Raw genomic sequence first — 25,003 nt, 5'->3', positions numbered from 1 at the left:
GTGAAACGACACCCGCTGTCCCCTCGACAACGAATGACATCACTGTGATTACACCCGTGTAGTGCGGCCAGGTCAAGCGGAGTAGCGAGTTCGGGGGATACGTCTCGCCGGCCGCGCAAGGGGACACGCCGAAGACTTCACACCGGGCATACGGAAGACTGGAGGCGTGCAGAGATCAGCAGTGCGCCCGAGCCCGATCTTCCTCGGCATCCTCGCCGTCACCGTGGCCGGCGGTTTCCTGGCCGCATACGGTGATTCCTCGACCGTCCTCAGTGACCGCGACCCGATGTTCGTCGCCGGGGTGGTGCTGCTCGTCGCGGGCGGCTGGGTCGCGTCCCTCACCTTGCACGAGTTCGGCCACGCCTTCGTCGCCTTCCGCGGCGGCGATCACGAAGTCGCCCACAAGGGGTACCTCTCGCTGGACGTCCGGCGCTACACCGACCCGGTGCTGTCTCTGGTGCTGCCGCTGATCTTCCTGGTGATCGGCGGTATCCCGCTGCCCGGTGGCGCGGTGTGGATCAACCGGGGCGCGCTGCGCGGCCGGGCGACCTCGTCGTGGGTCTCGCTCGCCGGTCCGCTGAGCAACCTGGCGGTGGGTGCCGCGCTGTGCCTGGTGATCGCGCTGGTGCCGATGGCGACCGGGCTGTTCTACGGACTGTCCTATCTGGCCCTGCTGCAGGTGATGACGTTCCTGCTGAACATCCTGCCGGTGCCGGGGCTGGACGGCTGGGGGGCGCTGGAGCCCTACCTCTCGCCGCAGGCGCGGATGTTCGGCGCGAAGGTACGACCGTGGGCGCCGCTGGCGCTGTTCGCGGTCTTCTTCGTGTTCCGGCCGGTTTCGGACGCGCTGTGGTTCGTGGCCGGGAAGATCTTCGTGACGCTCGGCGGCAGTGCGCTGGCGGGGAGCGTCGGGCAGACGGCGTTCCTGTTCTGGCGGTGAGTCAGGCCCACCGAGGGTTGTCGGCCATCAGCCACGCGTGCGCGCGCTTCCACACCGTGCGGAGTCCGGCGCGTTCGCCGAAGTAGTCGCCCGCGGCGCCGACCACCGGCAGCATCCCGACCAGCCGGTGGTAGAACCGGCCACGCGGGCGCTTCTCCAGTTCCTCGGTGATGCCCCAGAGGGACCGGCCGAGCCGCCACAGCGTGCCGGCCACGGCTTTCACGGTGACCTTGCCGTGTGCGCGCCGCGATTCGTCGAGTTCCTCGGTGAGTTCCGCGGCCGCGCTGTCCTCCGCGGCCGCGCTGTCCACTGCGGCGGCACTGTCCACTGCGGCGGCACTGTCCTCTGCGGACTGGTCGGTCCCGGCGCGGTGGCCCTCGGCCGTCTCCGCGCCGATCTCCCGCTCGAACAGCACCGAGGCGACGAGCCGGACGCGACTGCCGACGTCGGTCACTCCGTACTCCCCGGCGATCGCGCACAGCAGCAGTCCCTGCGACGCGGCGCCGAGCGCGTCCTGCACCGGCAGCCGGTCGGCGAGCGCGCCGCCGAGTCCGGGAATCGACGTGAGCAGTGCGGTGAGCCGTCCGACCCGGTTGACCCACCAGGCGGCGCGCTGGTCGATGTCCATCGCCGCCCAGGCCGCCGTGCCCGGGACTTTCACCGACGTGAGCGCGTCAAGCACCTTCTTCCGCAGCCCGTCGTCGGCGAACTCGTCCTCACCGCGGCGGGCACGGGCCTGCAGGCCGAACGGGTCGGACTCGCGCAGCGCGTCGAGCATCGGCGCGCAGGCCCGGACGAACGGCCGCAGCACCGCGACGACCTGCTGGTCCGAGATGGCCTCAGCCACGGCCGAGCCCCTTCGCCGCGGTGGCCCGGCCGAGCCCGCCGCCGAGGACGAGCGCGGCCGGCAGCGCACTGGCGCCGAGCAGCAACAGCGCCCGCCAGTCCTGCACGAGCACGAGGTCGCCGCCGGGTCCGGTCAGGCCGATCACGAATACCACGACCACCCACACGGCCAGCGGCACGAACGAAAGCCCGGGCCGGACGAGTTTCGCCGTCGTCCGCACGAGCCACGGCGTGGTGACGGCGCCGACGAGCGCGGTCAGCGGAAGCGGCACCGTGCCGAGCGAACCGACCCGCAGCGGGAGGAAGAACACTTCGAGCAGGGCCAGCAGCACGGCGTCGAGACCGAGCAGCAGCAACGTGAACCACTGGGTGCGCGTGAGCGAGGCGGCCATGGTCAGAGCCCGCCGAACAGGTCGGTGCCGGCACCGTCCGCATCGCCGCGGGCGAGCACGAAGTGCTCGTGGCGCGGGAGCGGCTGGGCGATGCCGTTGGTGAGTGCGAAGTGGACCACCGCCCGGTCGTCCACGGTCAGCTGCGTCTCGTGCGCGCGCAGTGCGGCGAGCTTCGCCGGCAGGTGCTCGGAGATGTCGAGCACGGTGGTGATCTTTTCGTCGGGCACCGAAGGCAGCTCGTCGTCCGCGGGCACGCGGAAGGGCGAGGTCCCGTCCGCGCGTAGTTCGGCGAGGCCGACGACGAGCGCGGCCTCGGACTGCACCACGTGGAAGACGCGCGGGACGTCCACCGCGGCGGCCATGGTGATCTCGTGCGCCCGGATGTGGTCGGGATGGCCGTATCCGCCGAACGAGTCGTAAGTGACCACGACCTGCGGTTCCAGCTCTTCGATCAGCGCACGTAGCTGTGCGGTCTGCTCCTCGGCCGGCCCGCCGGCGAAGGCACGCGGGTGCTCCGCGGCAGCCGTGCCCGCCATGCCGGAGTCGCGCCACCGGCCGATCCCGCCGAGGTACTCATGCCGCGTGACGCCGAGCGCGGCGCACGCGGCGGCCAGCTCGCCGGATCGGTAGCCACCCAGCTGGTCGGCCTGGTCCGCGGCCAGCCGGGCCAGCCGCGGCGGCACGATCTCGCCTTCCTCACCCAGGGTGCAGGTGACCAGGGAGACCTCCGCGCCCTCGGCCGCGTACCGCGCCATGGCGCCGCCGGTGGTGATGCTCTCGTCGTCCGGGTGCGCGTGGACCAGCAGCAGCTTCCGCTTCACGGCTTCAGGTTAACGACCGCCCCCGCCGATCCGTCGGCGCCGCCGCGCCGGCAGCCGCCACCGAGGCCCGCGTGCACGGGCAAATGCAGGCGCATCCCAGGGAATCGGACCGCCGTCCCGGTAGCTGGACGTTCCCGGGGGCGGAACGTTCCGCGCCGCGAGATCACGGACCACCGGGCCGGGTGGTCCGCCCGGGTCCCGGCCGGTCCCGGACGGAGCACTCCTGCCGACGCCCGGACCGGCGCCGGCAGCGTCCCCGGCGTCATCACGGGGCATGATCCGGCGGACCGGCGGGCAGACTTCGGCAGCGCCCCTGCCGGCACGTCCCGTCGGGCACAGCAGGGCTCACGAAATCGGGTCAATTCCTGGTCACACGCGGTTTCCTCCAGCCGGAAAGCTGGGCCATTCGCGGGGCTGTCCAGACTGCGGAGCGTGGGTTATCGTCCCTCGAGCCGAATGGCGGGCCGGACTGCGGAACCACCCGAACAGGTTCGCACAACCCTTATGATCAGCTACCCTCGGTAGTCGAACTGGGCCAGAATCCCGGGTGGACCTCGTCAGGATGAGATTGCTGTTCCACAACGATCTCACTCAGAGTGTCCGGATCGATGGTTTTGCGGACTGTCGGATGCCTAAGTTGCATGACTACGGTGAGCAACGCGATTACCCCGGTGCTTGCGGTCAGGAAGAGGTCGCCTCGCAGATCCGCGACGGCGTCGAGCAAGGAGAATGAATGTTAGTGACGACAAGGGCGCGCGCGGTGAAACTCGGCGCGTTCGTCGCGGGCGCGGCCCTTCTGCTCTCCGCTTGCGGTGGCGGGGGCGGCAACAGCGCGACGCAGACCGGTCAGGCGTTCGGCGACTGCGACCAGAATCCGAACACGTGCAACACCGTGCAGGCCGACCAGCTCCAGGACGGTGGCAACGTCACCTACGCCATCGAGAAGAACATCCCGAACTGGAACGTCACCTCGGCCGAGGGCAACGTGTTCGAGACCGGTGAGGTCACCAAGGGCCTGCTGCCCTACACCTTCTATTCGACTCCGGACCTCAAGCCGGTGCTGAACAAGGACTTCGTCGAGTCCGCGGACCTGCAGGACCCGACCACGATCGTCTACAAGATCAACCCGAAGGCGGTCTGGTCGGACGGCACGCCGCTGTCGGCCGACGACTTCGTCTACAACTGGAAGGTGCAGAACGGCAAGGACTGCACCGACTGCGCCCCCGCCGACACCTCCGGCTACGACCAGCTCAGCTCGGTGGAGGGCTCGGACGGCGGCAAGACGGTGACCGCCAAGCTCTCCAGCCCGTTCACCGACTGGAAGAAGCTGTGGGGCTCCTCCGGCGGGATGTACCCGGCGCACCTGGCCAAGCAGCACGGGGACATCAACACCCCGGCCGGCCTCGCCTCCTCGTACAAGTGGTTCGGCGAGACCGTGCCGACCTGGACCGGCGGGCCGTGGAAGATCTCGAAGTTCGCCAACAACCAGTCGGTGACCGAGGTGCCGAACGAGAAGTACTGGGGCACCAAGCCGCGGCTGGCGAGTGTGGTCTTCCGGATCATCACCGACGCCACCCAGGAGCCGACCGCGCTGCAGAACAACGAGGTCCAGGCGATCTACCCGCAGCCGCAGGTCGACCTGGTCAACCAGGTCAAGAACATGCCGAACATCTCCTCCTACATCGGCCTCGGCCTGCAGTGGGAGCACTACGACTTCAACCTGAAGAACCCGGCGCTCGCGGACAAGGCGCTGCGCCAGGCGATGTTCACCGCGGTCAACCGCAAGGACATCATCGCCAAGACGGTCGGCCAGTTCACCGACAAGGTGCAGCCGCTCAACAACCACAACTTCATGCCGCAGCAGACCGGCTACAAGGACGTGGTGACCCCGACCGGGCAGGGCAACGGTGACGTCGAGAAGGCGAAGAAGATCCTGACCGACGCCGGCTACAAGGTCGGCGGCCAGCAGCTGATCGACCCGAAGGGCAAGGCGGTCCCGACGCTGCGGATCCGCTACACCGTCGGCAACCAGATCCGCCAGGACGAGTGCCAGCTGTTCGCGCAGGCGGTGGCCCCGCTGGGGATCAAGGTCGAGGTCTCCTCGACCGACGACCTCGGCGCCACCACGACCGAGGGCGACTACGACATCATCGTGTTCGCCTGGGTCTCCTCGCCGTTCCCGTTCGGTGGCGCCAAGCAGCTGTGGGGCACCGGCCAGGGCAGCAACTACGGCAAGTACACCAGCAAGAAGGTCGACGACCTGATGGCGCAGGCCAACTCCGAGACCGACCAGACCAAGGCGGCCGACCTGCTCAACCAGGCCGACCAGCAGCTGTCGGAGGACGCCTACGTGCTGCCGCTGTACCAGAAGCCGACGTTCCTGGCGGCCTCGGACAAGATCGGGAACCTCCGGAACAACTCGACCCTGGACGGGCCGGTGTACAACATGTCGGAGTGGGGCATCCGCAAGTGATCACCACCCGGTAGATTCGCGCTGAACCACCGGTGAGGGGCCGGCAGAACATTGCCGGCCCCTTACCGTTTGCCTGATTTGTTCCCGAACGCACGCTTGCCCGTCTCGTCGCACCGGCCCTGCCACCACCCGCGGCGGGCACCGGCAGAACACCGCCCAGAGCAGGAAGACCTCCATGCTTGCCTTCGCACTGCGCCGGCTCTTCGTCTCGGTGCCGATTCTGATCGTCTCGACGTTCGTCGTATTCGTGATGGTCTCGCTGTCGGCCAACCCGCTGAGCCCGCTTCTGGCGAGAAATCCGCCGCCACCACCGCGCACCATCGAGCTGGAGCGCATCCGGCTGCACCTCGACCAGCCGATCCTCGAGCGCTACTGGCACTGGATCACCGGCATCTTCAGCGGTGACTTCGGCCCATCGGTGCAGACGACAACGGACATCGGCAGCGAGGTCTTCGTCCGCTTCGGCGTGACGCTGCGGCTGATCGTGCTCGCCATGGTGGTCGCACTGATCCTCGCGGTGATCATCGGTGTGGTCAGTGCCGCGCGGCAGTACTCGAAGTTCGACTACACCGCGACGTTCTTCGGCTTCCTGTTCCTGTCGATGCCCTCGTTCTGGTTCGCGATCGTGCTGAAGCAGGTCGGCATCTCGATCAACACCGCGGTCGGCGACCAGCTCTTCTACACCATCGGGTCCTCGTCGGTGATCGCCAGCGGCGGGTTCTGGACCCAGTTCGGCGATGTGCTCGGCCACCTGATCCTGCCGACCATCTCGCTCGCGCTGACCAGCTACGCGGCCTGGAGCCGGTTCCAGCGCGCGTCCATGCTCGAGGTGCTCAACAGTGACTACGTGCGCCTCGCCCGTGCCAAGGGCCTGCCACGCTGGACGGTGACCCGCCGGCACGCGCTGCGCAACGCGCTCATCCCGCTGACCACGGTGACCGCGCTGGACCTCGGCTCCATCCTCGGCGGCGCGGTGGTGACCGAGACCGTGTTCCAGTGGCAGGGCGCGGGTGCGTTCCTGCTCAACGCCATCAAGCAGAGCGACGTCTACGCCGTGGAGGCCTGGCTGCTCATCGCGGCCACGTTCATCATCCTGCTCAACCTCATCGCCGACTTGCTCTACGGCCTGCTCGACCCGAGGATCCGCTATGCCTGACTCGACTCCCACCGCCATGGGCGGCTCCCGTTTCTCCCCGGACGACCCGCAGACCCCCAGCGGCGCGCCGGAGCGCGAGTTCACCGTCAAGGAACGCAGCCAGGCACAGCTGGTCTTCCGGCGGTTCCTGCAGCACCGACTGGCGATGATCAGCCTCGTCGTGTTCGTCCTGGTCGTGCTCTTCGCCTACGTCGGCGGGGCACTGTGGAAGTACGGCTCGGACAGCATCACCCCGGACAACTCGGCCGCCCCCTCGGGCGACCATCCCTTCGGCACGGACGCGGTCGGCCACGACACGCTCGCCCAGGTGATGCGCGGAACGCAGATCTCGCTGCAGATCTCCGTGCTGGTCGCGCTGTTCGCCACCATCGTGGGCACCATCTGGGGCTCGGTGGCCGGCTACTACCGCGGCTGGGTCGACACGCTCCTGATGCGCATCTCCGACCTGGTGCTCACCCTGCCGCTGCTCGCGGTGGCCGCGGTGCTGGCGCACCAGTCCGGCGGCACCTGGTGGCTGATCGCGGTGGTCATCGCGGGCCTGTACTGGGCCTACGTGTCCCGCGTCGCCCGCGGTGTGGTGCTTTCCCTGCGGGAGAAGGAGTTCGTCGAGGCGTCCAAGGCGCTCGGCGCGAGTGACGCGCGGATCATCTTCCGCCACCTGGTGCCCAACGCACTCGGCGCGATCATCGTCAACCTGACGATCCTGGTGTCGATCGGCATCCTGCTGGAGACCGCGCTGTCGTTCCTCGGCTTCGGCGTGCAGGTGCCGGACACCTCGCTCGGCCTGCTCGTCTCCACCGCGCAGACGGCGGTCGACACCCGCCCGTGGCTGTTCTACTTCCCGGGCATTTTCATCATCCTGATCGCGCTGACGATCAACTTCATCGGGGACGGCCTGCGGGACGCGTTCGACCCCCAGCAGACGAAGGTGCGCGCATGACGACCGAGCACACAGGCGACCCGGTCCTCGTGGTGGAGGACCTGACCGTGCAGTTCCCGACCGGAGAGGGCGTGGTCAACGCCGTCCGCGGGGTGAACTACCAGCTGCGGCGCGGCGAGGTACTGGGCATCGTCGGGGAATCCGGTTCCGGCAAGTCGGTGACCTCGCTGGCGGTGATGGGCCTGCTGCCGCGCACCGCCAAGGTGTCCGGCTCGATCCGCTTCGGCGGCACGGAACTGCTGAAGGCGAGCGAGAAGGACCTCAACAAGGTCCGCGGCAAGGGCATCGCGATGGTCTTCCAGGACCCGATGACCTCGCTGAACCCGGTGTACACCGTGGGCGACCAGATCGCCGAAGCGATCACCGCGCACCACGACGTGCGCAAGGACGTGGCGAAGAAGCAGGCGGTGGAGCTGCTCGACCTGGTGCGCATCCCGAACCCGCAGCAGCGGGCGAACGAGTACCCGCACCAGCTTTCCGGCGGGATGCGCCAGCGGGTGGTGATCGCGATCGCGATGGCCAACAACCCGGACGTGATCATCGCGGACGAGCCGACCACCGCGCTGGACGTGACGGTGCAGGCGCAGATCCTGGAAGCACTGCAGGCCGCGCAGAAGGAGACCGGCGCCGCGATGGTGCTGATCACCCACGACCTCGGTGTGATCGCCGGGCAGGCCGACCGGGTGCACGTGATGTACGCGGGCAAGGTGGTCGAGTCCGGCACGGTGGACGACATCTTCTACACCCCGCGGATGCCCTACACCCTCGGTCTGCTGGGCAGCCTGCCGCGGCTGGACGTGAAGACCGAGCGGCTCACGCCGATCACCGGTTCGCCGCCCGCGACCACGAACATGCCGCCGGGCTGCCCGTTCAGCCCGCGCTGCCCGCTGTCGCAGGACCTCTGCGACCAGGAGGAGCCGCCACTGGTCGAGGTCTCCGGTGGGCAGAAGGCGGCATGCCACTTCACCGAGCAGGTCGCCGGCAAGGACCCGGCCGAACTGTTCAGCGCCACCTCGGTCGACACGGACGACGTGGCCCCCACCGCCGACGCAGCGACCGACACGGAGACGAACCGATGAGCGAGGCGACGGCGGTGGCCACTCCCGTCCTTTCCGCGCAGAACCTGGTCAAGCACTTCCCGATCCGCGGCGGCGGGATCCTGCGCCGCAACGCGGGCGCGGTGCAGGCGGTGTCGGACGTGTCGTTCGACATCTACGAGAACGAAACCCTCGCGCTCGTGGGCGAATCCGGCTGTGGCAAGTCGACCACCGCACGGGTGGCGCTGGCCCTGCAGCCGCTCACCGGCGGCACGGTCAGCTACGAGGGCCGCGACCTGGCGAGCATGTCCAAGCGGGAGCTGCAGCGGCTGCGCCGCGACATGCAGATCGTGTTCCAGGACCCGTACGCCTCGGTGGACCCGCGGCTGCCGGTGAACGAGATCATCGCCGAACCGCTGCGCATCCACGGTCTCTACGCCGACGGTGGCCGCCAGCAGGTGCGGGACCTGATGCACACCGTGGGCCTGCGTCCCGAGCACGGCAACCGGTTCCCGCACGAGTTCTCCGGCGGCCAGCGCCAGCGCATCGGCATCGCCCGTGCGCTCGCGCTCAAGCCGAAGGTGCTGGTGCTCGACGAGCCGGTGTCCGCACTGGACGTCTCGATCCAGGCGGGCGTGCTCAACCTGCTCAAGGACCTGCAGGCCGAGCTGGGCCTGTCGTACCTGTTCGTGTCGCACGACCTGTCGGTGGTGCGACACGTGGCCGACCGCATCGCGGTGATGTACCTGGGCAAGATCGTGGAGACCGCCCCGTCGGAGGAGCTGTTCACGAACGCGGCGCATCCCTACACCCAGGCGCTGATCTCGGCGATCCCGGTGCCGGACCCGCGCAAGGAACGCACCCGCCAGCGCATCGTGATCACCGGTGACGTGCCCAGCCCGGCGAACCCGCCGTCCGGCTGCCGCTTCCGCACCCGGTGCCCGAAGTTCGCGAACGAACTCGACGACGCGGGCCGCGAGAAGTGCACCACGCAGGAGCCGGAACTCCTCGACCGCGGACAGGCACACCCGGTCGCCTGTCACTTCGCCGAAAGCCTGCAGCTGATCTGAGCGCGCAGCCGTGAAGGCCTCGTCCAGGGAATCCGGTTCCCCGGACGGGGCCTTCACCGCGTCCGGGGGTCAGCCGGTGGGCGTGGTGGAGCTGGTGGGGTCGGTGGAGGCGCCGCGGGTCCAGTTCACGGCGGTGCCGAACGGACCCTGCATCGGCGGCCCCGGCGTGAGGCCGGAGATGCCCTTGCCCACCGCCAGTGTTTCGGCGTCCTGGAAGAGCGGGATGACCGCGTTCGCCGACCACAGCTGGGGTTCCAGCGTCTTCAGCGAATCGGCCAGCGTCGCCGAGCCGGTGAGCGCCGAATCGATGGTGGCCTGCAGGCTCTCGTCACACAGCCCGGTCGGGTTGGCCGGCACCACCGGTTTCGTCTTGTCCGTTGTGGACTGTCCCGGTGCGCAGCCGAAGGTGGACGCCAGCACGGTCGCCGGATCGCCGCCGACCGGCAGGCCGGCCACCGCGATGTCCACGCCCACGTTGCCGTTCGCGTCCGGACCTGCCTGCTGCTGTCCGTTGACCACCGGCATCGCCAGCATCGACGAGAACAGGTCACGCGGCTGCGGGGTGATCGTGTTGACCTCGATCCCCTCGGCGATCAGTTCGGCGGACAGTTCCTTCGCGATGGCGGTGTAGGGCTCCTGACCGGCCGGTGACGCCAGCACCAGCGACAGCGTCTTGCCGTTCTTGCGCCACACGCCGGCTTCCTTCTTGTACCCGGCGGCGGTGAAGTACTTGTCCGCGGTCGCCGGATCCGGCGCGGCGGGCGGACCGGCCGGGATGGTGGCCGCATAGTCCTTCGCCGACGGCGGCAGCACCTGTGCGTCCGCCTTCAGCGTGGCGGACGGGCCGCCCTTCGTACCGGCGCTGATCAGCTCGGCACGGTTCAGCAGCGCGGCCACCCCGGCACGGACCTGCGGATCGGACAGCGTCGCGCTGACCGGCCGCAACAGCACCGACGCGGTGAGCGGCCGCGGCAGCGTGTGCAGCTGAACCGCGGGACCCAGCTCGTTGAGCAGCTGCAGGCCGGTGGAATCGGGATGGGTGAGCGAGAACTGGTCGTTGCCGCTGCGCAACGCGGTGGCGATCCCGGACGGATCCGACCGGCGCAGGGCCAGCGTGTCGACCGCGGCCGGCTTCTCCCAGTACCGGTCGTTGCGCTGCAGGATCACCTCGCCGCGCGCGGTGTCCAGGCTCTTGATCGCGAACGGCCCGGCCACCGCGGGGAAACTCGACGCGAGCGCGGTCTGCCAGCCGCCAGGAGCGTCCTTGAGCAGGTGCTGCGGCAGCAGGTCGTCGAACAACGTCTGCCAGGCCGGATACGGCTTGCTGAAGGTGACCTCGACGCCCTTTCCGCCGTCGCGGGGTTCGATGTCGGAGATCAGCCGGTAGCCGGCCGGTTCCCGGACACCCGGCTCACTCTTCATGGCGTTGGCCAGGTAGATGAAGTCCTCGGTGGCGATCGGGGCCCCGTCGGACCAGGATGCGTCCGGGCGGATCTCGTACCGGACGGTGAACGGCGTCTGGGAGACCACCTCGGCCGAGTTCATCAGGGTCTTGTCGAGCGTGCGGGTGCCGTCGTCGGACTGCCGGAACACCGAGGGCAGCAGCAGCTGGGACAGCGCCGAGGTGATGGTGGAGGAATCCGCGATGGTGTGCGGGTTGTAGCCGCCGACCACGTCGTCCACCCCGACCACGATCTGCGACGCGGCGGCCGGGTCGGTGGTGGGGCTCGGCGGGGGCGTGGAGGTGACCACCGGGGGTGGCGGCGTGTTCGAGCACGCGGCGAGCAGCACCCCCGCCAGTGCCAGCACCGGCGCCGCCCGGCGTCGCAATCGCACGCTCGTCCTCCCGAAACTTCCTGCCGTCGACGTCCTTGCTCCCGCGCGGCCCTTGTCCCTGGGAACGACTTCCCCCGGGAACGGCGCCGGCGCTTCTTCGCGGCGGCGTCCGGCAGCCCGAGCGGACATGCTGCCACGCCGCCGGCCGGACCGGCACCGAGATTCCCACATCCGCACGGGCCCGGCGACACCGGAGTGGATACCGCCATCAGGGTGGACGTGCGGGACCCGGCACGGGTTCCACCGTGGACACGGCGAAGGGCGCCTCCCCGGTTGCGGGAGACGCCCTTCGTCCGAGCCGGATCAGCCGTTCTCGCGGCTCTTGGCGCGGGAACGCTCCTTGGCGCGGGTCGAGATGTCGAGCGTGACCTTGCGGACGCGCACCGCCTCCGGCGCCACCTCGACGCACTCGTCGCTGGCGCAGAACTCCAGCGCCTCCTCCAGGCTGAGCTTGCGCGGGCGGGCCAGCCGCTCCAGCTCGTCACCCGCGGAGGTGCGCATGTTGGTGAGCTTCTTCTCCTTGGTGATGTTGATGTCGAGGTCCTCCATGCGCGGGTTCTCGCCCACGACCATGCCCTCGTACACCTCGGCACCCGGCTCCACGAAGAACGTGCCGCGGTCGGCCAGCTGGATCATCGCGTAGCCGGTGATCGGGCCGGAGCGGTCGGCCACCAGTGAACCGGTGTGCCGGGTGCGGATCTCGCCCGCCCACGGGAAGTAGCCCTCGAACACGTGGTTCGCGATGCCGGTGCCGCGCGTTTCGGTGAGGAAGTCGGTGCGGAAGCTGATCAGGCCGCGCGAGGGCAGCACGTAGACCAGCTTGATCCGGCCGCTGCCGTTGCCGCTCATGTCCTCCATGCGGCCCTTGCGCGCGGCGAGCAGCTGGGTGATCGAGCCGAGGTGTTCCTCGGGCGAATCGATGTAGAGCCGCTCGAACGGCTCGTGCAGCTTGCCCTCGATCGTGCGCAGCACCACCTGCGGTTTGCCGACCGTGAGCTCGAAGCCCTCGCGGCGCATCTGCTCGACCAGGATGGCCAGCGCCAGCTCGCCGCGGCCCTGCACCTCCCAGGTGTCCGGACGTTCGGTGGGCAGCACCCGGATCGACACGTTGCCGACCAGCTCGGCGTCGAGGCGGGACTTGACCAGCCGTGCGGTGAGCTTGTCGCCGCCGCCCCGGCCGGCCAGCGGCGAGGAGTTCACGCCGATGGTCATCGAGATGGCCGGCTCGTCCACGGTGATCCGCGGCAGCGCGACCGGGCTCTCCGCGTCGGCCAGCGTGTCGCCGATGGTGATCTCCGGGATGCCCGCGATGGCGACGAGGTCACCCGCGCTGGCCTCGGTGGCCGGCACCCGGGTGAGCGCCTCGGTGACGAGCAGCTCGGAGATGCGCACGTTGGCCACCGTGCCGTTCTCCCGCATCCAGGCCACCGTCTGGCCCTTGCGCAGCTTGCCGGCGTGGATGCGGATCAGCGCGATGCGGCCGAGGAAGTTGGACGCGTCGAGGTTGGTGACCAGTGCCTGCAGCGGGGCGTCCGGGTCCGCGGTGGGCGGCGGCACGTGGGTGAGCAGCGTGTCGAACAGCGGGTCGAGGTTCTCGCTCTCGGGCAGCCCGCCGTCCGCGGGCTGCTCCAGGCTCGCCTTGCCGGCGCGCGCGGAGGCGTAGACCACCGGCAGGTCGAGGATCGCGTCGTGGTCGGCGTCCTCGATGTCGCTCGCGAGGTCGAGCAGCAGGTCGTGGGTCTCCTCGACGACCTCGGCGATCCGCGCGTCCGGGCGGTCCACCTTGTTCACCACGAGGATCACCGGCAGCCCGGCCTCGAGCGTCTTGCGCAGCACGAAGCGGGTCTGCGGCAGCGGGCCCTCGCTGGCGTCCACCAGCAGCACCACGCCGTCGACCATGGCGAGGCCGCGCTCGACCTCGCCACCGAAGTCGGCGTGGCCGGGGGTGTCGATCACGTTGATGGTGATCGCGCCGTCGGCGGTCTGGCGGTGGATGGAGGTGTTCTTGGCGAGGATGGTGATGCCCTTTTCCCGCTCGAGCTCACCGGAATCCAGCACGCGGTCGACGACCTCGGCCCGCTCGGCGAACGCGCCGGACTGCCGGAGCATGGCGTCGACCAGTGTGGTCTTGCCGTGGTCGACGTGGGCTACGATCGCGACGTTGCGCAGGTCGGGCCGGGTCTTGCCGGACGCGCGGCCGGGTTCGACCGCGGTGGCGCTTGCTGCGGGCACGCGAGGACTCCTGAACGTTGAAAGGAAGTGCGGTGGGCGGCCGCGCTGGGCGTGGAAACCGGGCCTGGGGGCCACGGCGCCGAAGGTCATGACCGGCTCTGGCCACACGCGGACCACACCAGGATACCTGGCGCCGCAGTGTGAGTAGCGCCACGCCCTGTTATCGGTTAGCCTCACCTAACCTGGACGGCCGGAAGACCGCTGCCGGAACGAGGAGCGCAGGTGGGCAAGAAGCACCCCGACGACCCGCAGGCGGTCGTGCGCGAACTGATCAAAAAGGGCAAGGTCAAGAAGAAGTGCTGCCGCTCCAAGAGCCGGTGCGGCAAGTGCCCGGTGCTGGCGTTGAAGAAGGCCAAGAAGCAGCTGGCGAAGGCCGCCTGAGGCGGAAGCTCGTGACCGGTCCTCCGGCGAGCGGTCCGGTTTCCGGGGACAGGTGTCCGCAAGCGGGCAGGCTCGGCGCGCACGGTCCGGCTCCACACGCCACCGCTTCGCCGGTCGGTCGCGATTCCGGCGCCGTACCCACCGTGGCCACCCGATCGTCGGCTACAGTTCGTGTCATGCGTTTCCAGAGCATCCAGTGGTGGCCGCCCCTCGGCGGCCCCGAAGCTCTGCGCTGATCCAGCGAAGGCCGCCCCGGTGGGCGGCCTTTTCCCTGTCCGTCTCCCGGGGCCTGCGTACCCAGGAGAGGAACATCCCATGGTCCAGCTGTCCGGCATCACCCCGTCCGGCCACGTCCAGCTCGGCAACCACCTCGGTGCCACGCGCCGCTGGGCGGCCGAGGGCGGGGCGGACGACCTGTACTTCGTCTCCGATCTGCACGCGATGACCACCGCGCACAATCCGGCGAAGCTGCGTTCGCTGGCCACCGAGCAGCTGGCCGTGCTGGTGGCCACGGGCATCGCGCCGGATCGGGTGTTCGTGCAGTCCGACCTCGCCCGCGACCTGGGCGCGCTGACCTGGGTTCTCGAGTGCACCTGTTCCTACGGTGAGGCCGCGCGGATGATCCAGTTCAAGGAAAAGGCGAAGGGACAGGCCGGGGTACGGCTGAGCCTGCTGACCTATCCGGTGCTGATGGCCGCGGACATCCTGCTGCAGGGCGCGGACGAGGTTCCGGTCGGCGAGGACCAGCGTCAGCACGTCGAACTGGCGCGCACGCTCGCCCGGCGGTTCAACTCCACCTACGGCGAGGTGTTCACCGTGCCCGAAGCGGTGCTGCCGCCCACCGGCGCGCGGGTGAAGGACCTGGCCGATCCGGAGCGCAAGATGTCGAAGTCCGCGCGGGACGAGGCCGGGGTGGTGTTCGTGCTCGACGAGCCGGACCAGGTGCGGCGCAAGATCCGCCGGGCCCGCACGGACGGCGGCTCGATCCCGGCCTACTCCCCCGGAAGCCGCCCGGGGATCGCGAACCTGCTCGACATCCTGGCCTCGTGCACGGGGGGCGACCCGGCTGAGCTGGCCGGGCAGTACCCGTCCTACGGCGTGCTGAAGGACGCCGTGGCGGACGCGGTGATCGAAGAGCTGCGCCCGATCCGGGAGGGCGCCCGGGCGCTGCTGACCGACGTCGCCGAACTGGAACGCGTGCGCAAAGCGGGCGCGGAGCGCGCGGCCGATCGCGGTGCGCACCGGGTCTCCGCCGCACTACGGCTCATCGGCGCGGCTTGAAGACCCTCGTGAGTGGTGAGCACCGGGCTCACCACTCACGAGGGTTCACTGCAGCAGCGAATGCAACGCGGGCAACAGGTCCCGGTCCGCGGGCAGCCAGTCAACCTCGTCCAGTTCGTCGGCTCCGACCCAGCGCAACGCCGTGTGCTCGACCGCGCGCGGTTCGGCACCGGGCGACAGCAGCGCGGCCGCGTAGACCCGCAGCACCTTCCCGCCGGGCAACGGCACTTCCGGGCCGATCCGCGTACCGATGGTCACCACGACGTCGAGTTCCTCCTGGCACTCCCGGGCCAGCGCGAACGCCTCGGTCTCGCCCGGCTCGACCCGCCCGCCCGGCAGCTCCCACTGTCCCGCGTGGTGCGGTGGCCATGCCCGTTGCTGGGCAAGCAGTTTCCCTTCGCGCACGAGCGCTGCGCCCACGATGACCCCGTCCATCCGCTCAGTCTCCCGCACGGGGTGCACCCGGCCCCGGGCCGCCCGCCGAACTCCGCGCAGGGGGCTTTGACCGACGCGAGTTCACTGAAGGAGGCACCGCCGGACTCTCATCGACCGGCCGCACGCCACGTGATCTCGAAGCGCGCCCCACCGTCCGGGGACTCCCCGACCCGTGCCTTCCCGCCGCGCCGCCGCACGGCTTCGGCCACCATCGCCAGTCCGAGCCCGGTGCCGCCGGAGATTCGCGCGCGGTCGTCGGACGCGCGGTAGAACCGGTCGAACACCTTCCGCCGGTGCTCGGGTGCGACCCCGGGCCCGTCGTCGTCCACCACGACCCGCACGCTCGAACGCGACGCCAGCACCGACACCACGATCTGGCCCGCCGCGTACCGGCAGGCGTTGCGCAGCAGGTTGTCCAGCACCAGTTCCACCTCCTGGTGCGCGGCCGCGGCGAAGGCCTGCGCCACCGCGGTGCTCACCCGGGTCTGCGGCGCGCCGGCGGGCAGCCGGCCGACCGCGGCGCGGACCTCCGAGACGATCTCGACCGGTTCGGCGGGCGGCACCTCCCCTGCGTCCGAGCGGGCCAGCGTGAGCAGGCCGTCGAGCAGTCCGGACAGCCGTTCGGCCTCGGTGAGGATGTCCGACAGCGTTTCCTGCGCCAGCTCCGGATCCGGATTCGTCACGGCCACCTCGGCCTGCACCCGGATCGAGGCGACCGGCGAGCGCAGCTCGTGCGCGGCGTCCCCGGTGAACCGGCGCAGCCGCTGGCTCACCTCCTCCTGGCGCGCGAGCAGGGCGTTGAACTCCTCGGCGAGCGCCCGCATCTCGTCGTGCGACTGCGGCAGCGGCAGCCGGGACCCCGGCGGCAGCGACCGCACCAGGCCACGCATCCGGGCCACCGGCCGCAGCGCGAGCCGCACCACGAGCCACGTCGCGAACCCGGCCACCGCGGCACCCACCAGCGCGGCGAGCACCAGCCACAGCCCGCCGTACCGCACCGCTGCGGTGAACCCGACCAGGCCGGCGCTCGCGACCACGAGCCGCTGGGTGCCGTCCGGCGCACTCACCACCTCGCCCTGCCAGCGCGAACCGCCGCGCTGCACCGGCGTGCCTGCCTTGAGCTGCGCGACGTCGGCGGCGTTCAGCTGCGCACGCGACTGCCCGTCGACCGGCGCGCCGGAGATGTCCAGCACCCGTACGACCACCGGATCCGTGGGGCTGAGCCGGTGCCCGGCTGCGACCTCGGCGGCGGCCGGACCGAGCGCGGCCGACAGTTCGCGGTCGACCGAGCCGACCAGCAGCGGCTGCAGCCGCCCTGCCGCGAGGGCGGCCAGGCCCAGCAGGCAGAGCAGGGTGATCGCGGTCGCCAGCGCGGTGATCCGCACCCGCAGCGAACGACCCCGCCACCACCCGGGCGAGCCGATCACCTGACCTCGTCCGGCTGCGCGTCCGACGCGAGGTAGCCGTGGCCGCGCACCGTGCGCAGCAGCGTTCCGGCACCGACCGCGTCGAGCTTGCGGCGCACGTACCCCACGTAGACCTCGACGAGATTGCGCGTGACCGACTGCTCCTCGCCCCACACCGCACGCAGCAGCTCGTCCTTGGTCACCACCGTGCCCGCCCGGCCCACGAGTACTTCCAGCAACCCGAACTCACGGGGACTGAGCGGCACCTCCCGTCCGTCCCAGCGCACCTGCCGCAGCCCACGGTCCACTTCCAGGGCACCGAGTTTCAGCGTGCCACGCGCGGCGTCCGGACCGGCCCGGCGCAGCACCGCCCGTACCTGCGCGACCAGCACCACGAACGAGAACGGCTTGACCAGGTACCCGTCGGCGCCGAGGTCGAGGCCGTCGGCCTGGTCGATCTCGCCGTCCTTGGCGGACACGAGCAGGACCGGCGTACGCACGTCCTCGGCACGCAGCCGTTCCAGCACCCGGTAACCCGACAGCCCGGGCAGCATGATGTCCAGCAGCACGACGTCGAACGAACCGGTGCGCGCGAGCTGCAGCCCGGTCGGCCCGTCCGCGGCGGTGACCACGTCCATGTCCTCCGCACGCAGGCCGCGCTGCAGTGCCTTGCATACGCCCGGTTCGTCGTCGACCACCAGCACCCGAGGTTTCACGAGGTTCATCATGGCCGGTTTCCGCAGCTGACGCCGGGCCTCTCAGCGCGATCTCAGGCGCGCGGGCCGACCATTCAGGGGTATCTCAGCCTCGACCGGGGAGCGTCTGCACCGGGAGCCGAGCACACTGGGGCTCGGGAACACAGGGAGACGACATGGATCCGAAGAAGAAGGCCATCACCGCGGCCGTCGTCGGCACCGCGCTCGGGGTCGGCGGGCTGGTCGTGGTCGCGATGCCCGCGTCGGCGGGAGACGCACCGAAGCTGCCGCAGGTCAGCGCGGAGGACCTGGTGCAGTCGGTGATGACGGCGAAGCCGGCGGCGTTCGACGGCACGGTGCGGGTCAGCAACGACCTCGGCCTGCCGAGCATGGGCAACGCGATCCCGGGGGCCGGCGCGCTGAACGTCGATTCGGCGCAGGTGTTCAGCGACGGGGCGGACAAGGCGAAGGTCTCGCTCACCCAGGGTTCGTCGCAGGAGACGATCATCCACGACGGCACCACCGTCTGGAACTACAAGTCGAAGGACAACACCGCCACCAAGACCACCATTCCGGCGGGCGTGGCCACCGGGAAGCACGGGATGGGCGCGGACAAGGCAGCCGCCGACCCGGCCACCGCGGCGAAGGAACTGCTCACGAAGGTCCGGGAAAGCAGCACGGTTTCCGTCGACGGCACGGCCAACGTCGCCGACCGGCCGGCCTACGAGCTGGTCCTCACGCCGAAGCCGTCCGAGCGCACGCTGCTGCGTGAGATCCGCGTCGCGGTCGACTCGCAGACCCGGATGCCCCTGCGGCTTTCCGTGCTGAGCAACGGAACCACGTCCCCGGCACTGCAGCTGGCCTTCGACAAAATCGAGTTCACGCCGCAGCCGGCCGACCTGTTCGCCTTCACCCCGCCCAAGGGCGCGAAGGTGACCGAGAAGTCCGCGAAGCCGGACCAGGACACGAAGGACCTGGCCGACCAGGCCAAGCAGGACACCGCGCTCGTCGGGGACGGCTGGGACACCGTCGTCACCGGCAAGGTCCCGGCCGACGCACTCAAGATGACGCAGGGCGACAAGGGCAACAGGGGCAACGTTGACCCGCAGAAGCTGCTGAGCCGGGTGGCCAAGCGCGTGAACGGTGCGTGGGGCAGCGGCTACCTGCTGACCACCAAGGTCGGCACCGCGGTGCTGTCCGACGACGGCCATTTCGCCGCCGGCGCCGTGCCGGAGCAGGTGCTGTACGACGCGCTGGGCACCAAGTGACCAGCACAGCGATCGAGACCGGGGCGGGCATTTCGGACGAGGTGCCCGCCCCGGCGGTCCCGCTGGCCGCGCGCACCCGGGGGTTGCGCAAGGTCTACCGGAGCACGGTCGCGGTCGACCACGTGGATCTGGACGTGCCCGAGGGTGCGGTGCTGGGCATGCTCGGGCCCAACGGTTCGGGCAAGACCACCACGATCCGGATGCTGCTCGGGCTGGTCCGGCCCACCGAGGGTGAGGTCGAGCTGCTCGGCAGGCGGATGCCGGACGAGTCCGCGCACGCGCTGCCCGACGTCGGCGCGCTGGTCGAGGGCCCAGGTTTCCACCCGTTCCTGTCCGGCCGCGACAACCTGCTGCGCTTCGCGGCGGCGGAACCGCGGCTGGCGGCCAAGGCGATCCCGGGCGCGGTGGACGCCGCGATCGAGCGGGTCGGGCTCACCGCGGCCGCCCGGCGGCGGTACAAGGGCTATTCGCTCGGGATGAAGCAGCGGCTCGGCCTGGCCAGTGCGCTGCTGGTGCCGCGCAGGGTGGTCGTGCTCGACGAGCCCACGAACGGCCTCGATCCGGCGGGTACCAGGGAGATCCGCCGGATCATCGCCGAACTGCACGCCGAGGGCGTCACCGTGGTGGTGTCGTCGCATCTGCTGGCCGAGGTGGAGGCGACCTGCACGCACGTGGCGGTGCTCCAGTCCGGCACCGTGGTCGCCCAGGGCGAGCTGTCCGAGCTGCTGGAATCGGGCAACGCGGCGCTGCTGGTCCGCACGCCGGACGCGGAGCTGGCGCTGGAAACGTTGCGGGAGAACCGGATCGGCGCCCGGCTGGCCCCGGACGGCGTCCGCGCCGACCTCACCGTCACGCCCGCGCCGCGGGTCCTGCAGGTACTCGTGCAGGGCGGGGTGGAGGTGCACGAGGCGACCCGGGCGCGCACCGGATTGGAAGACTTGTTCGCCCGCCTCACCGAAGGGGAATCGGGAGCCGAGGGCGACGACGAGGGGGACTCATGACTACCGCCGACATGCTCCTTCCCGTGGAGGCGTCATGACTACCGCGGCACTCACCGCACCGGCGAGTCGGACCGGGCACGACACCGTGCCCGTGCCGCGGCTGGTCGCCGCGGAGCTGCGCTGGATCTTCCGCCGGCCGCGCACGCTCGCCGTGCTGGGGCTGCTGGCGCTGGTGCCGATCGTGGTCGGCGTCGGGCTCACCCTGGCGGGCGGAGCCTCACCGGGCGGCGACACACCGGGCGGCGCCCAGGGCGATGCGGGGGCGGCGCTGCTGGCGTCCGCGGTGAACAACGCGTTCGTACTGCCGATCGCCGCGATGGTGATGACGCTGACGTTGCTGCTGCCACTCGCCTCGGCGATGGCGGGAGCGGACGCGATCGCCGGGGAGACGGCACACGGTACGTTGCGCGGCTGGCTCGTCGCGCCGGTGAGCCGGGGACGGCTGCTGGTGGTGAAGGCGATCGGCGTCGCGGCCGTGTCGTTCGTCGCGGTGCTCGCGATGTGCGTGACCGGCGTGGTCACCGGCCTGATCCTGAACGGCACGGATTCGCTGTTCACCTTGTCCGGCACCACGTTGTCGCTCGGCGGGGCGCTCGCCCGCATCCTGCTCGTGGCCGGCTGGATCGTGCTGCAGATGTGGGCGGTCGGGGCGGTCGCGCTGGCGGTGTCGAGCTGGACCGAGCACCCGATGCTCGTGGTCGCCTCGGTGCTGGCGGGCAACATCGTGTTCACCATCCTGGGTTTCCTGTCCTCGCTGGACTGGCTGCACCCGTTCCTGCTCACGCAGAACTGGACGGAAGCACCGCTCGAGGTACTGCAGGACCCGATGGCGTCGACAATGCTCGGCGAAGGCGCACTGCGGGCGGTCTGCTACCTCGTGGTCGGCCTGTCCCTGGCCTACGGCCGCCTCAGCACCCGCGACGGCTGAGCACCCTGGTGAGTGGCGAGTCCGGTTCTATCCGGCCTCGCCACTCACGAGGGCAATTCCGTCCGGGTCTGGTGCCAGGCGTACGGGGTCGCCCGCACGCAGGTCCGAGGAGGCGGGCGCGACGGCGTCCACCGTCTCCACGGCAGGCGTTGCCAGCCGGACCAGCAGTCGTACGTGGTCGCGGCGGTGCAGGGCGGCGGTGACCTCCCCGGGCACGCCGTCGGAGGCCACGCGCAGACCGTGCGGGCGCAGGCCCAGCCGGACCGGGCCGTCCGGGGCCGCGGCCAGCTCGAACTGGCCCAGCTCGGTGCGCACCACGCCGCCGGAGGCGCGACCGGGCAGGAACGTGGTGACGCCGAGGAAACGGGCCACCGCGTCGTCGGCCGGGCGCCGCCACACCGAACCGACCGCACCCTCCTGCCGGATCTCGCCGGCGTCGAGCACCGCCACCCGATCGGCCAGCGTGAACGCCTCCTCCTGGTCGTGCGTCACGAGCAACGCGGTGATCTTGCTGCGTCGCAACAGGTCCGCCAGGTCGATCGCCAGCTGTTCACGCAGTCCCGCGTCGAGCCCGGACAGCGGTTCGTCGAGCAGCAGCAACCGGGGTTCGGGTGCCAGGGCTCGGGCGAGCGCGACCCGCTGGGCCTGGCCGCCGGACAGCTCGGTCACCCGGCGTCGTTCGAACCCGGTCAGCCCCACCAGTTCCAGCAGCTCGGTGACCCGTTTCGCGTGCTGTGCGCGCGGGACGCCGTGCATCCGCAGGCCGAAGGCGATGTTCGCGGCGACGTCGCGGTGCGGGAACAGCTGCCCGTCCTGGAAGACCAGGCCGAAGCCGCGTTTGTGCACCGGGACCGCGGCGAGGTCGGCACCGTCCCAGGAGACCACGCCCTCCGAAGCCGGTTCCAGTCCGGTGATCGCCCGCAGCAGCGTCGACTTCCCCGAGCCGGACGGGCCGAGCAACGCGAGCACCTCCCCGTCGGCGAGGTCGAGCGAGGCACCGCGCACCGCGGCGAAGGATCCATAGTGGACAGTGACGTCCCGTACCGACAGCGCCATCAGAACTCCCCGACCGAACCGAACCGGTCGATCAGCACGACGGCCACGACGGTCACCAGCATCAGCAAGGCGCATCCGGCGTAGGCCATCTGGTTGTTCAGCTCCCCCGGCCGGCCGATCAGCGTGGCGACGGCGACCGGCAGCGTCGGCGCGTCCGGGCGGGCGAGGAAACTCGTGGCCCCGAACTCGCCGAGCGCCACCACGAATCCGAACCCGGCCGCGGCGACCAGTGACCGCGCGGCCAGCGGCAGGTCGATCTCCCGCCACACCCGCGCCGGGCTCGCGCCGAGCGTCGCCGCGGCCTGGCGCAGCCGCTCGTCGATCGCCCGCAGCACCGGCAGGATCATCCGCACCACCAGCGGGATGATCACGAGCGCCTGGGCCAGCGGCACGAGCATCGGCGACGTGCGCAGGTCGCCGGGCAGCGCGTCGAGCGTCACGAGGTAGCCGAATCCGACCGTCACCGCGGAAACTCCCAGCGGCAGCATCAGCGCCGCGTCCATCGTCTCTCCCATTCCGTGGGCGAGCCGTCCGGGTGAGCGGCGCAGCGCGACCAGCACCACGCTCGCGATCACCCCGATGGCCATGGCTAGCAGGGTCGCGTCGGTCGCCGCGGCAAGTGAGTTCTGTGCGGCGACCCAGCCGGTCACCTGCAGCGCACCGTTCGCGCCGGTACCGGACAGGGCGCGATATCCGGCGAAACTCCACCCGTCCGCAGTGGACACCGACTCCACGAGCAGCGCGAAGATCGGTATCAGCAACAGCCCGAGCACGGCCACCGCCGCCCCGACCACGTACCACTGCCCGCCCTGCGGACACCGGGCAGTGACCTGCGCGGACCGCAGCCGCACCGCGTTCTCCCGCCGCCGTCGTGCGACCGCGCCGAGAGCCAGCGCCGCGACCACCGCGGCGAACTGGAGCAACGAGAGCGCCGCCGCCCCGGAGAGATCCAGCAAATCCACGGTACGCAGGTAGATCTCGGTCTCCAGGGTGCGGAAGTTGCCGCCGCCGAGAATCAGCACCACGCCGAAGCTGGTGGCGCAGAAGAGAAAGACCACTGCGGCCGCCGAGGCGACCGCCGGTGCGAGCGCAGGCAGCGTGACCGTGCGGAACGCCCGCCACGGCGAAGCGCCGAGCGCCCGCGCGGCCTCGGTGGCCCGCGGGTCGAGGTGCGCCCACAGCCCGGAGACGGTCCGTGCGACCACGGCGACGTTGAAGAAGGCGTTGGCCAGCACCAGCGGCAGCACCCCGCCGTCCGGCCACAACGCGCGGAACGCGAGGCCGACGACCACCGTCGGCAGCACGAACGGGACCAGCACGATGGTGCGCGCCAGGCCGACGCCGGGCAGCCGCACCCGGGCGAGCAGGAACGCCACCGGCAGCCCGGCCACCACCGCGACCACGGTGGACGCGGCGGCGCTGGCGAGGGTGAACCCGGTCAGCCGCCAGGTCTGCGGGTCGCCGAGCACGGTGTCGACGCCGCCCGCGGAGAACCCGCGGCCGACGATCGCCACCACCGGCCAGGCGAAGAACACCACCAGGAACGCGACCGGCAGCAGCCCGAGGAGGGTGAGCCCGGCCGTGCGAGCCGGTCTCACGCCCCCATGAGCGAGCGCCATGTCCCGATCCACTTCTCCCGGCCGGCCTGGATCTTGTCGGCGGCCATGGTGCCCGGGGCACTCGGCAGCGGCGCCGCGGTGGCCCAGCCCGCCGGCAGCTCGACGCCGGTTCGCGCCGGGTAGACGTACATATTGGCCGCGACCGTGGCCTGGAACTGTTGCGACAGCAGGAAGTCGACCACCTTCTGCGCCTGCGGCTGCTGCTTGCCGCCGGTCAGCACCCCGGCGTACTCGACCTGCCGGAAGCACGTGTCCAGCAGCGCCTTCGTCCGCGGTTTGCCATCCTGGCCGAGTTCGGCGGCAGGCGACGAGGCGTAGGAGACCACGATCGGCCGCGGGCCCTTGCCGGACGAGCCGGAGAAGTCCTTGGTGTAGGCCTCCTCCCAGCCGCTGTCGATCTTGAGCCCGTTGGCCTTGAGCCGGTTCCAGTAGTCCGGCCAGCCGGATTCGCCGTACTTCGCGACCGTGCCGAGCAGGAAGGCCAGCCCGGGCGACGCGGTGGCCGGGCTTTCGGCGACCATCAGGTCCTTGTACTTCGGATCGGCCAGATCGTCGTACGACGCCGGCGCCGGGATGCCCTTGCTCGCGAAGTAGCCGGTGTCCACGTTCACGCAGACGTCGCCGACGTCGACCGCGGAGAGCCGGTGCTCGGGGTCGACCGAATAGCGCTGGGGCCCGCGGTCGGCTTCGGGGCTCGTGTACGGCTGGAACACGTCCTCACCCAGCGCGCGGGAGGCGAACGTGTTGTCGACGCCGTACGCGACGTCGCCGACCGGGTTGCCCTTGGTCAGCACCAGCTTGTTGGTCAGCGCGCCCGCGTCACCGGACTTGACGATCTTGAGCGTGATGCCGGACTGACGCTGGAAGGCGTCGAGCACGTCCTGCGGCGCGGCGAACGAATCGTGCGTGACCAGCGTGACCGTCGGGTTCTGCTGGTCGGAGCCCGCCGAGCCGCCGGAATCACCGCCGGACAGCGAGCAGGCACCCGCCAGCACCGCCACCGAGGTGAGGCCCAGCACCGTGCGTGCGGTCCGCGGAAACATCTACCCTCCTGCACTACGCCGGGCGAGGAGAGCGGTGGGCCTCCCTGCGCCGGCATGATCCGGATTCAGGTGCGAACGGTCGCGGACCTGCTGCCCGCCTCTCAGCCCGGCCGTGCCGGACTCCCGTGGCAACCGCGAAGCCTAGCC

Annotated in this window: 22 protein-coding genes; 11 read left to right on the top strand and 11 right to left on the bottom strand. The window is 70.6% G+C overall.

Translation table 11 applies throughout. The features are described 5' to 3' along the window. Positions 1 to 181 precede the first annotated feature (181 nt). Positions 182 to 940 carry a site-2 protease family protein gene (locus BJY18_RS29715; protein ID WP_184784924.1) on the top strand — a complete coding sequence of 253 codons (759 nt, stop codon included), beginning with the start codon at positions 182 to 184 and terminating at the stop codon, positions 938 to 940. A 1-nt stretch (position 941) separates the two neighbouring features. Here BJY18_RS29715 and BJY18_RS29710 read toward each other — a convergent pair whose 3' ends face one another. The 3 genes from BJY18_RS29710 to mshB are packed head-to-tail and all read right to left on the bottom strand — an operon-like array spanning position 942 to position 2,999. Further along, entirely contained in the window at positions 942 to 1,787 is an 846-nt protein-coding gene (locus tag BJY18_RS29710) for a hypothetical protein (RefSeq protein WP_184783202.1), read from the bottom strand. Continuing rightward, positions 1,780 to 2,178, bottom strand: coding sequence for a hypothetical protein (locus BJY18_RS29705; RefSeq protein ID WP_184783201.1), 399 nt, complete (start codon positions 2,176 to 2,178; stop codon positions 1,780 to 1,782). The genes BJY18_RS29710 and BJY18_RS29705 overlap by 8 nt, the downstream gene beginning before the upstream one ends. A 2-nt stretch (positions 2,179 to 2,180) precedes the next feature. Then, positions 2,181 to 2,999 carry an N-acetyl-1-D-myo-inositol-2-amino-2-deoxy-alpha-D-glucopyranoside deacetylase gene (gene mshB / locus BJY18_RS29700; protein WP_184783200.1) on the bottom strand — a complete coding sequence of 273 codons (819 nt, stop codon included), beginning with the start codon at positions 2,997 to 2,999 and terminating at the stop codon, positions 2,181 to 2,183. 733 nt (positions 3,000 to 3,732) lie between these two features. Between mshB and BJY18_RS29695 the strand changes: the two genes are divergently transcribed. From BJY18_RS29695 to BJY18_RS29675, 5 genes are all read left to right on the top strand, one after another. Continuing rightward, entirely contained in the window at positions 3,733 to 5,472 is a 1,740-nt protein-coding gene (locus BJY18_RS29695) for an ABC transporter family substrate-binding protein (RefSeq protein ID WP_184783199.1), read from the top strand. Positions 5,473 to 5,647: 175 nt separating this feature from the next. Next, positions 5,648 to 6,628, top strand: coding sequence for an ABC transporter permease (locus BJY18_RS29690; RefSeq protein WP_184783198.1), 981 nt, complete (start codon positions 5,648 to 5,650; stop codon positions 6,626 to 6,628). Continuing rightward, the gene (locus BJY18_RS29685; protein ID WP_376774739.1) at positions 6,621 to 7,568 is read left to right on the top strand and encodes an ABC transporter permease; all 948 of its coding nucleotides are present in this window, start codon (positions 6,621 to 6,623) and stop codon (positions 7,566 to 7,568) included. The genes BJY18_RS29690 and BJY18_RS29685 overlap by 8 nt, the downstream gene beginning before the upstream one ends. Further along, positions 7,565 to 8,647, top strand: coding sequence for an ABC transporter ATP-binding protein (locus BJY18_RS29680; RefSeq protein WP_184783197.1), 1,083 nt, complete (start codon positions 7,565 to 7,567; stop codon positions 8,645 to 8,647). Before BJY18_RS29685 ends, BJY18_RS29680 begins: the two co-directional genes overlap by 4 nt. After that, positions 8,644 to 9,675 carry an ABC transporter ATP-binding protein gene (locus tag BJY18_RS29675; RefSeq protein WP_184783196.1) on the top strand — a complete coding sequence of 344 codons (1,032 nt, stop codon included), beginning with the start codon at positions 8,644 to 8,646 and terminating at the stop codon, positions 9,673 to 9,675. The genes BJY18_RS29680 and BJY18_RS29675 overlap by 4 nt, the downstream gene beginning before the upstream one ends. Before the next feature lie 69 nt (positions 9,676 to 9,744). On the opposite strand, the gene BJY18_RS29670 is transcribed toward BJY18_RS29675, so the two are convergent. Next, positions 9,745 to 11,511, bottom strand: coding sequence for an ABC transporter family substrate-binding protein (locus tag BJY18_RS29670; RefSeq protein ID WP_184783195.1), 1,767 nt, complete (start codon positions 11,509 to 11,511; stop codon positions 9,745 to 9,747). 303 nt (positions 11,512 to 11,814) lie between these two features. Next, positions 11,815 to 13,743, bottom strand: a complete 1,929-nt coding sequence (typA, locus tag BJY18_RS29665; protein WP_184783194.1) for a translational GTPase TypA — start codon at positions 13,741 to 13,743, stop codon at positions 11,815 to 11,817. 222 nt (positions 13,744 to 13,965) lie between these two features. On the opposite strand from typA, the gene BJY18_RS29660 reads away from it, so the two are divergent. Together BJY18_RS29660 and trpS are read left to right on the top strand one after the other, a co-directional pair. Then, positions 13,966 to 14,124: a hypothetical protein gene (locus BJY18_RS29660; protein ID WP_184783193.1), complete on the top strand. Its 159-nt coding sequence runs from the start codon at positions 13,966 to 13,968 to the stop codon at positions 14,122 to 14,124. Between the two features lie 315 nt (positions 14,125 to 14,439). Beyond that, positions 14,440 to 15,405, top strand: coding sequence for a tryptophan--tRNA ligase (gene trpS / locus BJY18_RS29655; RefSeq protein ID WP_184783192.1), 966 nt, complete (start codon positions 14,440 to 14,442; stop codon positions 15,403 to 15,405). Between the two features lie 45 nt (positions 15,406 to 15,450). Here trpS and BJY18_RS29650 read toward each other — a convergent pair whose 3' ends face one another. The 3 genes from BJY18_RS29650 to BJY18_RS29640 all read right to left on the bottom strand — a co-directional run bounded on the left by BJY18_RS29650 (position 15,451) and on the right by BJY18_RS29640 (position 17,974). Then, complete coding sequence (locus tag BJY18_RS29650) at positions 15,451 to 15,840, bottom strand: (deoxy)nucleoside triphosphate pyrophosphohydrolase (protein WP_184784922.1); 390 nt, start codon at positions 15,838 to 15,840, stop codon at positions 15,451 to 15,453. A gap of 107 nt (positions 15,841 to 15,947) precedes the next feature. Next, positions 15,948 to 17,267, bottom strand: a complete 1,320-nt coding sequence (locus BJY18_RS29645; RefSeq protein ID WP_184783191.1) for a sensor histidine kinase — start codon at positions 17,265 to 17,267, stop codon at positions 15,948 to 15,950. After that, positions 17,264 to 17,974 (bottom strand): response regulator transcription factor, encoded by a 711-nt coding sequence (locus BJY18_RS29640; protein WP_184783190.1) that lies wholly within the window; start codon positions 17,972 to 17,974, stop codon positions 17,264 to 17,266. Before BJY18_RS29640 ends, BJY18_RS29645 begins: the two co-directional genes overlap by 4 nt. Before the next feature lie 143 nt (positions 17,975 to 18,117). On the opposite strand from BJY18_RS29640, the gene BJY18_RS29635 reads away from it, so the two are divergent. The 3 genes from BJY18_RS29635 to BJY18_RS29625 are packed head-to-tail and all read left to right on the top strand — an operon-like array spanning position 18,118 to position 21,138. Then, positions 18,118 to 19,209, top strand: coding sequence for a LolA family protein (locus BJY18_RS29635; RefSeq protein WP_184783189.1), 1,092 nt, complete (start codon positions 18,118 to 18,120; stop codon positions 19,207 to 19,209). Next, a complete protein-coding gene (locus tag BJY18_RS29630) occupies positions 19,206 to 20,210 on the top strand; it encodes an ABC transporter ATP-binding protein (protein ID WP_312874003.1) in 1,005 nt (334 codons plus the stop codon). The genes BJY18_RS29635 and BJY18_RS29630 overlap by 4 nt, the downstream gene beginning before the upstream one ends. A 34-nt stretch (positions 20,211 to 20,244) precedes the next feature. Next, the gene (locus BJY18_RS29625) at positions 20,245 to 21,138 is read left to right on the top strand and encodes an ABC transporter permease (RefSeq protein WP_184783188.1); all 894 of its coding nucleotides are present in this window, start codon (positions 20,245 to 20,247) and stop codon (positions 21,136 to 21,138) included. A gap of 27 nt (positions 21,139 to 21,165) precedes the next feature. On the opposite strand, the gene BJY18_RS29620 is transcribed toward BJY18_RS29625, so the two are convergent. The 3 genes from BJY18_RS29620 to BJY18_RS29610 are packed head-to-tail and all read right to left on the bottom strand — an operon-like array spanning position 21,166 to position 24,856. Beyond that, positions 21,166 to 22,194 (bottom strand): ABC transporter ATP-binding protein, encoded by a 1,029-nt coding sequence (locus BJY18_RS29620; protein WP_184783187.1) that lies wholly within the window; start codon positions 22,192 to 22,194, stop codon positions 21,166 to 21,168. Next, positions 22,194 to 23,813 carry an ABC transporter permease gene (locus BJY18_RS29615; RefSeq protein WP_184783186.1) on the bottom strand — a complete coding sequence of 540 codons (1,620 nt, stop codon included), beginning with the start codon at positions 23,811 to 23,813 and terminating at the stop codon, positions 22,194 to 22,196. Before BJY18_RS29615 ends, BJY18_RS29620 begins: the two co-directional genes overlap by 1 nt. Then, positions 23,789 to 24,856 (bottom strand): thiamine ABC transporter substrate-binding protein, encoded by a 1,068-nt coding sequence (locus BJY18_RS29610; RefSeq protein WP_184783185.1) that lies wholly within the window; start codon positions 24,854 to 24,856, stop codon positions 23,789 to 23,791. Before BJY18_RS29610 ends, BJY18_RS29615 begins: the two co-directional genes overlap by 25 nt. Positions 24,857 to 25,003: the final 147 nt, after the last annotated feature.

The organism is Amycolatopsis jiangsuensis, from assembly GCF_014204865.1.
Classification (GTDB): Bacteria; Actinomycetota; Actinomycetes; order Mycobacteriales; family Pseudonocardiaceae; genus Amycolatopsis; species Amycolatopsis jiangsuensis.
This window is presented reverse-complemented; position numbering and strand designations above follow the sequence as displayed.

What these genes read in the sequence shown, in the direction of transcription:
- BJY18_RS29690 (WP_184783198.1), top strand. Translation starts at nt 5,648, where the DNA reads ATGCTTGCCTTCGCACTGCGCCGGCTCTTCGTCTCGGTGCCGATTCTG.
- BJY18_RS29620 (WP_184783187.1), bottom strand. Translation starts at nt 22,194, where the DNA reads ATGGCGCTGTCGGTACGGGACGTCACTGTCCACTATGGATCCTTCGCC.
- BJY18_RS29640 (WP_184783190.1), bottom strand. Translation starts at nt 17,974, where the DNA reads ATGATGAACCTCGTGAAACCTCGGGTGCTGGTGGTCGACGACGAACCG.
- BJY18_RS29705 (WP_184783201.1), bottom strand. Translation starts at nt 2,178, where the DNA reads ATGGCCGCCTCGCTCACGCGCACCCAGTGGTTCACGTTGCTGCTGCTC.
- BJY18_RS29650 (WP_184784922.1), bottom strand. Translation starts at nt 15,840, where the DNA reads ATGGACGGGGTCATCGTGGGCGCAGCGCTCGTGCGCGAAGGGAAACTG.
- BJY18_RS29615 (WP_184783186.1), bottom strand. Translation starts at nt 23,813, where the DNA reads ATGGCGCTCGCTCATGGGGGCGTGAGACCGGCTCGCACGGCCGGGCTC.
- BJY18_RS29625 (WP_184783188.1), top strand. Translation starts at nt 20,245, where the DNA reads ATGACTACCGCGGCACTCACCGCACCGGCGAGTCGGACCGGGCACGAC.
- BJY18_RS29635 (WP_184783189.1), top strand. Translation starts at nt 18,118, where the DNA reads ATGGATCCGAAGAAGAAGGCCATCACCGCGGCCGTCGTCGGCACCGCG.
- BJY18_RS29610 (WP_184783185.1), bottom strand. Translation starts at nt 24,856, where the DNA reads ATGTTTCCGCGGACCGCACGCACGGTGCTGGGCCTCACCTCGGTGGCG.
- BJY18_RS29675 (WP_184783196.1), top strand. Translation starts at nt 8,644, where the DNA reads ATGAGCGAGGCGACGGCGGTGGCCACTCCCGTCCTTTCCGCGCAGAAC.
- BJY18_RS29685 (WP_376774739.1), top strand. Translation starts at nt 6,621, where the DNA reads ATGCCTGACTCGACTCCCACCGCCATGGGCGGCTCCCGTTTCTCCCCG.
- trpS (WP_184783192.1), top strand. Translation starts at nt 14,440, where the DNA reads ATGGTCCAGCTGTCCGGCATCACCCCGTCCGGCCACGTCCAGCTCGGC.
- BJY18_RS29680 (WP_184783197.1), top strand. Translation starts at nt 7,565, where the DNA reads ATGACGACCGAGCACACAGGCGACCCGGTCCTCGTGGTGGAGGACCTG.
- BJY18_RS29695 (WP_184783199.1), top strand. Translation starts at nt 3,733, where the DNA reads ATGTTAGTGACGACAAGGGCGCGCGCGGTGAAACTCGGCGCGTTCGTC.